Origin of the sequence: Vibrio sp. 10N.222.49.C9, from assembly GCF_041474985.1 — a bacterium.
Taxonomy (GTDB): Bacteria; Pseudomonadota; Gammaproteobacteria; order Enterobacterales; family Vibrionaceae; genus Vibrio; species Vibrio crassostreae_C.
The window spans coordinates 1-410 of the sequence record NZ_JBFRVD010001113.1; the positions used below are offsets into that span (position 1 = coordinate 1).

General features: G+C 48.5%; 1 protein-coding gene. It reads left to right on the forward strand.

The window, feature by feature from the left end; genetic code table 11:
* Positions 1-410: LysR substrate-binding domain-containing protein (locus AB4585_RS27140; protein WP_372171845.1), on the forward strand; the 410-nt coding region annotated here is incomplete at both ends.

Below are 410 nucleotides of genomic sequence, written 5' to 3' on the forward strand. Positions count from 1 at the left end.
GACGGATGAAGGGCGACAGTTTATTGACGGGGTGAGATTAGGGCTTCAACAACTGCAAAAAGCTGAGGACGATATTGTTTCTCGAGGTGAACTGCCAAAAGGGCGTTTGAGAGTTGATGCGGCCAGCCCGTTTGTGTTTCATCAGTTGGTACCTTTAGTTAAAGAGTTCAATCAAGCCTATCCGGACATTAAGCTAGAACTGACGTCCAACGAAGGCTTTGTAGACCTTCTAGAAAAGAAAACTGACATTGCGATTCGCATCGGGTCGCTGACCGATTCAACCCTTCATGCCAGACCTCTAGGCAAAAGCCCTCTGTACATTGTTGCCTCGCCGGAGTACTTATCTAGAAGAGGCATACCGCAGCAAACCAGCGACCTTTCTACTCATGACATTATCGGCTTTGCGGGCG